This window comes from Mesomycoplasma dispar, assembly GCF_000941075.1.
GTDB classification, from domain to species: domain Bacteria; phylum Bacillota_I; class Bacilli_A; order Mycoplasmatales; family Metamycoplasmataceae; genus Mesomycoplasma; species Mesomycoplasma dispar.
Genome location: NZ_CP007229.1, coordinates 406,245 through 416,731 on the forward strand (window position 1 = coordinate 406,245; position 10,487 = coordinate 416,731).

A 10,487-nucleotide genomic window follows, 5' to 3' on the forward strand; every position below is an offset into this window, starting at 1 on the left:
ACAAACTTCACAAATGCCCAGTAGCAAAAAAATTCTTTTTATCGGTGCCCCTGGTTCAGGCAAGGGCACAATTTCGAAAATTTTACTTGAGAAATATCAGTTAATTCATATCTCAACTGGCGAACTTTTCCGAACTAAAATTAAACAAGATGCTGAATTTGCAAAAAAAATTCAAAACTATGTAAGTTCTGGTGATTATGTTCCTGATGAAATAACTAATAATTTGGTATTTGACTTCATTTTCCAACTACCAAAAAATCAGGGTTACATTCTCGATGGCTATCCGCGAACAGTTGAACAGTTAAAATTTATGATTGAAAACAAAATTGATGTTGATCTCGTTTTTTATTTACAAATAAAAAACGAGACAATTATTTCCCGATTATCGCAACGTCTTTTTTGTCAAAAATGTCAAAAACCGTATAATTTGTTATTAGCAAAACCAAAAGTTGTCGGCAAATGCGACATTGATAATAACGATTTAATTACCCGCAACGATGACCGACCAGAAATCATTAATGTTCGGATTGAAAAATTTATCCAATCTGTTGCCCCGATTGTTGACTATTATAAAAAGAATAACAAAATTCATTATTTAGACGCCGAGCAAAATCTAGAAAATATTATTAGTGAAATTGAAAAATGGCTATAATTAAAACTGATTTTGAAATAAGTCAAATAAAAATTGCTAGCAAAATCCTGGCAGAAGTCAAAGCAAAAGTTTATGACTTTGTAAGACCAGGAATCTCTTTAAAAGAAATCGATGCCATTGCTTTTAAAGAGATAAAAGCAAAAAATGCAGAACCAGCTTTTCTAAATTATCAAGGTTTTCCAGCTACAATTTGTGCAAGTGTTAATGAAATTCTCATTCACGGAATTCCAAGTGATTATGTACTTAAACAAGGCGATATCGTTTCGATCGACTTAGGTCTTTCTTATAACGGTTTTTTTGCTGATAGTGCTTTTACAAAATCACTTGGCGAAAATGCAGAAAACGAAAAATTAATTAAGTGCGCAAAAGAAGCCTTTTTTGCTGGACTGGGCGCAATAAAACCTGGCGCTAGCACAGGCGATATTGGTTTTGCAATCGCCAATGTAATAAAATCTTATGGTTTTTTTACTCCCCGTGAGTTTTCTGGTCACGGAATCGGGCGACAATTACACGAAAATCCAAACATTTACAATTTCGGAACTCCTGGAAAAGGGGTAAAATTAAAAGATAATATGGTTATTTGTATTGAACCAATGATCTTGCAAACATCAGCAAAAATAAAAATTTTAAACGATGGATGATCGGTGATTGCAAAAGATGGCAGAAAAACCTCCCATTATGAACAAACAGTTTTAATTCAAAATGGCAAAGGTGTAATTTTAACAGAAATGGATCAAAATTAGAATGTCAAATTCAACAAAGGAACAAAAACTATTATTCCAAGGGAAAGTAACTCATGTTTTTAACGCTCAAGAATACGAAGTAACACTCGAAAACGGCGTTAAGTTAATTTGTCATATTGCTGGGAAAATGAAACTACACCATATTAAAATAATTTTAGGTGATAGCGTTCGTGTCGAAATGTCTCCTTATGATCTTTCAAAAGGAAGAATAGTTTACCGTTACAAGTAAAAATTTAAATTTTTTTAAATTAACTTTAAATAAATTTAAAAGGAATAAAATGAAAGTTCGTGCAAGCATTAAAAAAATTTGCAAAGATTGTAAAATAATTAAACGCCGCTCAATTAACCGCGTAATTTGTTTGCTTAAAAAACACAAACAAAGACAAGGTTAATTTTTAAAAGTTTCCAATTTTGATCTGTTTTTACAAAAATCAAAATTATTTATTAATAAAAATAAAAATTTTGATTTTAAAAGATAATATTTTAAATTTTCAAAAAATCTACAAAGGATTAAATATTTATTTAAATAATTTTCAAATATGGCACGTGTTCTTAATGTTGAAATTCCAAATCATAAAAGAGTTATAATTGCTCTTTGCAGTATTTTTGGAATTGGTAAATCCTTAGCAGCAGAAATTATTGATAAAACTGCTAAATTACAAGAAGAAAAATTTGGGAAAAAATTCCCAATTTTAACCGAAAACACGAAGGTAAAAGAAATTAACGAGGAAGTTTTGCAAATCATCCGTGATGTTGCCAAAACTTACAAAACCGAAGGTGACTTACACCGCGAGGTGCAATCAAATATTAAAAGACTAATTGAAATTAAATGTTATCGCGGCATTCGTCATCGGAAAGGACTACCAGTTCGCGGTCAGGTAACACAAAAAAATGCCCGAACTCGAAAAGGACCAAGAAAAGCAATTATGGGCAAAAAGGATAAAGGTAAATAATTATGGCAACTAATACTCGTAAAGTTAAAAAATTACGTCCAAAAAATGTTACCGTCGGGATTGCGCATATTCACTCTTCACACCAAAATACAATTATTTCTTTTACTGACAAACAAGGTAATGTAATTTCTTGGGCATCTTCTGGTTCAATTGGTTTTAAAGGGACAAAGAAAAAAACCGCTTATGCCGCAACACTTGCAACTGCGGCAGCCGCCCAAAAAGCCCGTGAACACGGGATGCGTGAAGTGCTTGTGCATTTAAAAGGGACAGGACAAGGGAAAGAAGCGGCAAGAAAACAGATTATTACCTCTGGAATGAACATTTTACTAACAAAAGATGTTACCCCTGTTCCGCATAATGGAACTCGACCACCACGAAAATGATTCAAACGTCAAGAAAAAAGGTAGGCTTTTCAAATGAAAAAACACGCAAAAGTTTATTATTCTGAAAACCTTGTTGACCAAGTTAGTGAATTTGAAACAAGTTTTGAACTAAAACCATTAGAACGTGGGCTCGGAAATACAATCGGAAACGCACTTCGTCGCACAGTTTTGTCATCAATTCCTTCCTGTGCCGTTTTTGCGGTTAAAATTGAAGGTGTAAAACACGAATTTAGTGTTCTTGATGATGTAATCGAAGATGTTGTAACAATTCTTAACAATCTCAAAAAAGTGCGTTTTTTCTACGATCCGCGCTTTTTTGAAAAAAATCAAATTCAAATGGCAAGTTTCGATGGCCAAAAAGCTGGACAAATTTTTGCCCGTGATATTCAATCTCATAGTGGTCTCAAAATCGTTAATCCTGATTTGTATATCGCCGATATTTCCCGTGTTGGGGCACTAAAATTCGAAATTTTTATTACTTCTGGTAAAGGATTTAGTGATTTTGAAACTAATAAAAAGTTTGTCAACGAAGTAATTCTAACACTTGAGTCAAAAATGGAAGGCACAGTTTTAGCAGTTGATAGCGATTTTTCCCCTGTTGTTAGTGCAAATTATCAAGCAGTTGAAATTAACTCCGCAAGTCCAATTGTTGAAGAAAAACTGAATTTTTCAATTAAAACTGACGGTTCAATGTTGGCAAAAGATGCACTTTCTTATGCATCTCAGGTTCTAATTGCCCATCTGAATATGCTTGCAAATGTTGATAATCTTAATAAATTCAGTGATGAATTTTTTGAGGTTCAAGTTATCAAAGAAGAGCCAGTTCGCCGTCCTTCTGATAGTATCGATGCCCTTGATCTTTCGGTTCGTTCACTTAATGCGCTGCGACGGGCACAATATTATAAAATTTCTGATATTGAAAAATTAGGTCATGATGACTTTGAAAACATTAAAAATCTTGGTCGCAAATCTGTGCAAGAAATTATGGAAAAATTGCAAAACTATAAAAACGAACAAAAAGGAGAGAATTAATTATGGCAAATCCGCACCAAATTTACTCTCGCGATGCCGCCTGAGACCGTCAAGTTTTCCGCTCACTTGCAACTTCGCTAATTTTGCACGGACATATCAAAACTACACTAACCCGTGCAAAACGTCTCCGTTCTGTAACTGAAAAATTAATTACGAAGGCAAAAAAGAACGATCTTGCCTCCCGCCGTCAAGTTCTTAGTTTTTTATATAACCAAAAAACTAAAGACGGAATGAAAGTAATGCCTTATTTATTCAATAAAATTGCTCCACGTTATCTTGAACGCAATGGTGGATATACCCGAATTATTAAAATTCCGAGCCGACTTGGCGATAATACCAAAATGGCAATTATCGAACTTGTCTAATTTTCTAAATCGATCAAAAAACTAAAAAACTCCTTTCAAACAGGGAGTTTTTTATTTTTTTAGAATCTCTTTTAGCAATTCTAGTTCATAAATTTTTTCAAAAACAAAATGAAATTACCTAAGTTTTTTAAATCTTTTACCCAAATCTAAATATTTTTAGAATCAGAAAGTAATTTATAAAAAATTCATAGCAATTAATCTATAAATAAGATATAATTTAACAATGTCAATCATTAAAGTTAACTTTTTCAAATGAAGTAATACCTAAAAAGTCAAACTTTAAGATTATTATAGTTAAAAGTTGCACTTTATTGCCTTTTTATAAAAAACTAGGAGTGATTTAAATTATTATGAAAAAAATTAAACTAAAGTATATAATTTTTTCAATTTTGGCAGTTAGTGCAACTGTTAGCGTTGCTACTTCAATTCCATATGCGCTTATAGCGCAAACTGAAAATTTTAATTCACAATTAAAAATATTTACCAAAGATGTATCAAGTGCAAAAAGTTTAGCAAGCACAACTCAATTTGATAGTGCTGAATTTGATAAATTAGTTGCCAATTTAAAACCTAAAGAAAAATTTGCAAAGCGATTAAATGCTTATGATGCTCTAAATTTGCATTTTGACAGCGTTTATAATTTCGACTTAAATGATGCTGTTGATTTTAGTGAATTAAGCAAAAAATACCCTGATTTATTGTTTAAATTGGTTTTACCAGAGAGTAAATCTGCTATTGAAATTAAGCAAAATGTGCTTAAAAACCTTGGAATTAACGTTTCAAATGCTGCTAAATCTATAAATTATACCACAAAATTCGATTTAGATTTTTCAAAACAGGAAAAATCCTTTCAATTTTCTCCAGAAAATTTCTCTGCTTCAATTAGTCTTTCTAAACTAAAATTTTTAGAAGGCAAAACTGCAACTGAAACTGCAATTTTATTTTATAATTCTTTCCGTAAAAACTTTAATGAAACTAACGATGCAACAAAAGCTTTGTATAAAACTTTTTCTGAATTTGGCGGGATTTCCTTTAGTCTAAATTCAGAACCAATTTTTGCTCTCCCATCAAACTTTGAAATTAAACCGCAATTAGAAGTTGAAAAATTAGTGTTTTCGAAAGTTAGTGATGAAAAAAACGAACTTGTCTTAAATATGGTTTTATTTAATAAGTTAACCCAAAAAGAAACTAGATTTTTACTTAAATTTGTTGATTTGCCAAAAGCAAATCAGAAATATGGGGCAAAATTCTTAGAAATTTTCAAGAAAAACTACCAATTTAGTAATGAAATTTCTAAACATCTAGCAAAAAATAATTCAACAGTTTATGAATTATTTAGTAAACATTCTGAACTTAATGGTTTAAACTTGTCCGAATTTGACACTTGATTTAAAACAAAACAAACTACTATCACAAGTTTTTTAGATGAAATTAAGCATTTAGTCGCTGATTTTAGTCCTACAAAAACAAGTTTTACTGTTAAGAAACCAGAAAAATCGGTTGAAAACAAAAATTTAGTCACTATTGAGTTAAAAATTGATGGAAACCTTAAGAACCAAGAGTTGCCCTTAGGTCTAAAATTAGGCGAAAATAATCAATATAGCTACACTTTCGAGTTCAATTTTGATGCAACTGAGTCAATTTATTCTGGTTATTTTAAAAATGCAATTGAAAATTTTGATGCAAAAACCGCAGAAAATCTTGATGATTTAAAATTTGAAGTTAAAAAAAATTTACCAGTTACAATTTTTGCATCAACAATTGATGATAAAATCAAACATCTTTTAAATCGACCATTAAATCCTAAAAATATTACAAAAGAAATTGCACCTTTATTTACTTTTTTCAATTATTTTGCTGATAAAAATGAAACTGAACAAACCGAAGAAAATGATAAACAAAATTCTTCCAAAAGTCCAGAATCTCCTGAAAAATCAGTTCCAGTTTTGCAAAACACTCAGTCAGTTCCAGTTTCAACCACATTATTTCAAGATGAATCTTCCGTTATTAATTCAATTCCAAAACCTTCTAGCACAGAAAATGCTGGTGATTATTTAAGAAAGCTTTTTAAAAATTTAGAAAAAGCGAATTTTCCTAAAAATACGACTGTTTATCTTTCTACTTCTTATAAAGATAAATATACATTAGAAATTAAAATAAAAACTGGTGAACTCAAAGAAGAAAAATTAGAGATCAAAATTGATAAGGTTTCAAAAAATAATGAAGCCTATGAAGCGCTTGCAAAAAACGCTAATGTGCATTTATTTCTTGACTGAAGAACTAATGTAGAAACTAAAGTTGATGAAAACAACAAAAAACCAGTTTTATCGTCAATTTCTGCTGTAAATGATGCTAATTTGAAGTTTGAGGTGGATAGCAGTTATGAAACAAAATCTAATGAAGTTCCAGTTTTAGACGTTGAAAATCAAGGAATTTATTTGGCAGAAAAAGGAATTGTTTTGGAAAAACCAAAAGATTCAAAAGTTGCAAAAAACCTTAAATTGAATAAGGATACCACACTTTTTTACGCTTTTAAACCAACAAAGTTACCACGCAATTTGCAAACAAGATATTTTTTATTAAGATCTAGATCAACAAAAAATAAAGAATTTAGTTTGATAATCGAACCTGATAATCTTAACCAAAAATACAATAGAATTGGTGTTGATTTTATTGATTACGATAAGACATCAACTTTATCTCAAGATAAAATTGAATTAAAATGATGAAAAAAAGAAGGAACTCAATTAACATATAATGGTGATCTTAAATTGCAAAAAGAACAAAAACCAGACAAAAGTGAAACAGTTGATATTTCAAAAAAATCAAAAAGCATAATTGATGAAAACTATGATTTTCTTAACGATGCAGATTCAACAATAATTTTAGTTGTTAATGTTAAAGAAGGTGAAGAAAATAAACCCTTCCTTGAAATCGCTTTTTATTCAAGTAAAGGTAAAAACCCATTAGAACCAAAATTTAAATGAAATTGGGAACTTTCAGAAAAAGATATTGAAATTGATTTGTCGAAAGATCTAAATTTAGGAACAATTAAATCAAAAGAGCAACTTTTAGTTGATAAAGTATACAAAGTTTTGCATAATATGGACAGAAACATCACTGGAATTACCTTCAAAGCTTTTGCGCTATTCGATAAATCTAAAAATGACAGTGATTATAACAATATATTAGAAAAATTTATTCAGGAATATATCGATTAAAAAATTAAGACTAAAATATAAAGATAAACTAAAAAACCAAAAAATAGTAATTTTTTCTTTAACATTCCGGTTTGTTTATTTAGCTTTTTAGAAAAAGTTCCACTTTTTACTTTGTTTTAGGAACAATAGTTTTTCTAAAATTTTAGATAAACTTTTTACAACCCCAAACAAAATTAATTTTTATGTCTGGGTTTTTGTTGATAAAACGACAAAAAGATCATAAAAAATAGGTAAATTCAATGCTTTATTGTATTTAAAGAATTATTATCAATGTTTTGTAGTAATTTTATCTATTAATTTATGGTATAATTAAAATTAAAATAAACTAATTCAATTTAGTTTTATGTTCTTTTTGATAAAAAAAAAAAAAAAAACGGAAATACCAATCAATGCGTAGATCACTCAAGTGAGTTTTGGCTTTATTACCTGTAACGGCAGGAACAGTTGGAACTGCAATTTATTTAACATCAGAAAATTCAATTTCTAGTTTGAATGAAGTAAATCTTAACCGACAAAATGTGCAAGTTGAGACACGAATTGCACCACTTGCAAGCTCACAAGATGCAAAAACTAATACAAAAACTGAACTAATTAGTTCGAAAAAGTCGGATGAAATCATTCAGGAACCAAAAAAAATCATTGTTCCAGATGTGGTAGATATTTCGCCAAAAACTAATGAAAATAAAAAACCTAATTCTAGTGAAAAGCAGGAAAAACCACCAACGATAATCGGTAAAATTCCCGCAAAAACTGAAAAAATTCAGCAAAAAGATGAAAAAAACATTACTAAATCCAAACCAAATATTCTAATTTTCCTACCACCAAAAGTCAGTCCAAAACCTAAAAATATAGAAAAACAAGCACCTTTAAAAACTCAAAAATCAGAAAAAATTGTTATTGCAAACGAAAATCCTGATCCAGTAAATCCAGAAACTAGAAAACCTAGTTTACCTACAAAACAAATTCTTCTTAATGTTCCAAAAGTTGAACCTGAGAAAAAACTAGAAACTCCTAATAAGCCGGAAGTTGAATCACAAATTCTTGGCAATGAGGAAATTAAATCACCAGAGCCAAAGGTTGACCAAATTCCTTCGCCAACTCCACAAATTAGTCCTGCCCCACAAGCGGATGAAGAAAAAGAGGAGGAGAAACAAAGAGTTTTAAGAGAACAAGAGGAAAAAATTCGAAAAGAAAACGAAGAAAAAGAGAGACTAAAAAAAGAAGAGGAAGATAGAAAACAAAAAGAAAAAGAGGATCAAGAGCAGCACAAAAAGGCGGAAGCAGAAAGAAGAAAAAAAGAAGAACAAGCAAAAATTAAACGTGAACTCGAGGAAGCTGAACGACTCAGAAAAGAAGAAGAAAGAAAAAGACAAGAAGCTGAAGAGGAACGCAAACATGAAGAACAGGCAAAAAAACTAGAAGAACAAGAAAGAAAAAGACAAGAAGAAGCGCAACGAACAGCAGAAAATAGTAGTGGATCTGCAAATTCTAGCTTAAATGGATCTGGAAAATCAGATGAAGAAATAGCCACTCAGATTGCAAATGATATCGGAAGTGACCCTAATTTTTCTAATGGTTATGCTTATAAATTATCAGAAAAATATCAATTTAGTAAACCAGAGCAAATGAAATTATTTCTAGATAAAATAAGACCGCCAAAAACTCCACAAGAAACAGCGAATTTAATTACTTTTTGGCAAGATTCATATGCAAAATTCAGACCAGATCTTGCTAGCGATCGCGGAACAAGATATATGTGGCGCGATGAAATAATCACAAAATTAAAAATCCAAACTCAATGAAATAGAGAAGATTTGAATATAAGTTCACAAAGTGGTGGTAGATTTCCAGGTGGAGGAATTGATTTTCGCTAATTAATTATTAAATTCTCTCCTTATTTAAACAAGAAAAGAAAGAGAGAATTTTTTTGTTTATTATAAAAGAAATCTACAATTAACTTGTAAGTAAATTAGTAAAAAAAATTGAGACACACCAAGAGAGGTGTGTTTTTTTATGAAACAAAATAAATTTTCAATTAATGAAAAAATCAAATATATCAAAATCGCTGAATCGCAAGGATTCAAAATCGTGACTATACATTTTGCAAACGAGTTTCGTGAAATTTATAAAAATAAATCAGTTAATAAAAAATCGCAAAAAGAGGGTTTTTTACAGACATATGCGAATAATTTAATTCGAAACTGACAAAAATATTATAATTATGGTATGAACGGATTAATTAGCACACGTGGTAAAAATAAATCACCACCTAAGTCAAAAAAACAATACACAATTAACGATCTTTCGGAAAATAAGCGCAGAATTTATCAAGAAATAATGGAAAACAACATTCAACAATCAATGTCGCCAAAAGGAAACGCGCTTGCAAACCGCCCGATTGAATATTTTTATGCTATTTTACAAAGAGAATACTTGAATGTTGAGGGTAAAATTTTTGAAAACCTTGAAGATGCTCATCAAAAAATCAGCTCATTTGTTAAATGATACCAGAAAACTAGAGTGCAAAATTGCTTTTCATATTTGAGACCAAATTCTCATTTTGAACAATTCGATACTCAAAAAAATTTTCACAATTTTGGAGAATAAAAAAAATAATAAAAATTTGTTTTAAAAATAATTAAAAATAATGATGTGTCTCATTTTTCTATACTAATTCAGGCGATACTTATATCTTTTTTATAGATATTTTTTATTGTGTTAACAATATTTTCATATGACATCCCTGATGCAAAAAGTGAAAACACTTGCTCTTCGATATCACTTAAATTTGCTTCGTATTTAGCGATTAATTTGTTCTCAAAATTGCCATTTTGATCTCTTGGTATTTTTAGATGCATATTATTACTATTATAATTCACAGTTTTGCCCGAAAATCCGTTTCGTTTATTTAGTCTATGCACACCATTTTTGCTTCAGTTGCTTTTTCATAGCCTAAATGTTGGCTTAATTCCGCCTTTAAGAGCACCCAGCAAAAGTCTTAAACATATGCGAAATTTCGTTGTGAAAATTTTTTAATTTTTTATGATCAGCGTATTTATTAACAATTTTTTCAACTTTTAACTCAAATGGGGATAATTTTTTTGCTTTTTTTTCATATTTTAGTTCTTTATGATAAAT

The 10,487-nt window shown here is 30.0% G+C and carries 11 protein-coding genes and 1 pseudogene; 11 read left to right on the forward strand and 1 reads right to left on the reverse strand.

Annotation, left to right across the window (positions count from 1 at the left end):
- Window positions 1-13 precede the first annotated feature (13 nt).
- From MDIS_RS01585 to MDIS_RS01635, 11 genes are all read left to right on the forward strand, one after another.
- Complete coding sequence (locus tag MDIS_RS01585; protein WP_044635349.1) at window positions 14-652, forward strand: adenylate kinase family protein; 639 nt, start codon at window positions 14-16, stop codon at window positions 650-652.
- Window positions 643-1,395, forward strand: coding sequence for a type I methionyl aminopeptidase (map, locus tag MDIS_RS01590; protein WP_044635350.1), 753 nt, complete (start codon window positions 643-645; stop codon window positions 1,393-1,395). The genes MDIS_RS01585 and map overlap by 10 nt, the downstream gene beginning before the upstream one ends.
- Before the next feature lies 1 nt (window position 1,396).
- Complete coding sequence (gene infA, locus MDIS_RS01595) at window positions 1,397-1,624, forward strand: translation initiation factor IF-1 (RefSeq protein WP_044635351.1); 228 nt, start codon at window positions 1,397-1,399, stop codon at window positions 1,622-1,624.
- Window positions 1,625-1,673: 49 nt separating this feature from the next.
- A complete protein-coding gene (gene rpmJ, locus MDIS_RS01600; protein ID WP_044635352.1) occupies window positions 1,674-1,787 on the forward strand; it encodes a 50S ribosomal protein L36 in 114 nt (37 codons plus the stop codon).
- Between the two features lie 147 nt (window positions 1,788-1,934).
- Window positions 1,935-2,348 carry a 30S ribosomal protein S13 gene (locus tag MDIS_RS01605; RefSeq protein WP_044635353.1) on the forward strand — a complete coding sequence of 138 codons (414 nt, stop codon included), beginning with the start codon at window positions 1,935-1,937 and terminating at the stop codon, window positions 2,346-2,348.
- Between the two features lie 2 nt (window positions 2,349-2,350).
- Entirely contained in the window at window positions 2,351-2,755 is a 405-nt protein-coding gene (gene rpsK, locus MDIS_RS01610) for a 30S ribosomal protein S11 (RefSeq protein WP_044635354.1), read from the forward strand.
- 9 nt (window positions 2,756-2,764) lie between these two features.
- On the forward strand, window positions 2,765-3,763 hold the full coding sequence (locus MDIS_RS01615) for a DNA-directed RNA polymerase subunit alpha (protein WP_044635355.1): 999 nt from the start codon (window positions 2,765-2,767) through the stop codon (window positions 3,761-3,763).
- Between the two features lie 2 nt (window positions 3,764-3,765).
- Window positions 3,766-4,128 (forward strand): 50S ribosomal protein L17, encoded by a 363-nt coding sequence (gene rplQ, locus MDIS_RS01620; protein ID WP_044635356.1) that lies wholly within the window; start codon window positions 3,766-3,768, stop codon window positions 4,126-4,128.
- Between the two features lie 350 nt (window positions 4,129-4,478).
- A complete protein-coding gene (locus tag MDIS_RS01625) occupies window positions 4,479-7,349 on the forward strand; it encodes a P110/LppT family adhesin N-terminal domain (RefSeq protein ID WP_044635357.1) in 2,871 nt (956 codons plus the stop codon).
- A gap of 389 nt (window positions 7,350-7,738) precedes the next feature.
- Window positions 7,739-9,223: a hypothetical protein gene (locus MDIS_RS04165; protein ID WP_044635358.1), complete on the forward strand. Its 1,485-nt coding sequence runs from the start codon at window positions 7,739-7,741 to the stop codon at window positions 9,221-9,223.
- Window positions 9,224-9,362: 139 nt separating this feature from the next.
- The gene (locus MDIS_RS01635; protein WP_044635359.1) at window positions 9,363-9,956 is read left to right on the forward strand and encodes a hypothetical protein; all 594 of its coding nucleotides are present in this window, start codon (window positions 9,363-9,365) and stop codon (window positions 9,954-9,956) included.
- A gap of 50 nt (window positions 9,957-10,006) precedes the next feature.
- On the opposite strand, the pseudogene MDIS_RS04545 reads toward MDIS_RS01635, so the two are convergent.
- Window positions 10,007-10,411: pseudogene (locus MDIS_RS04545) on the reverse strand (transposase); the annotation flags it as partial.
- Window positions 10,412-10,487 lie beyond the last annotated feature (76 nt).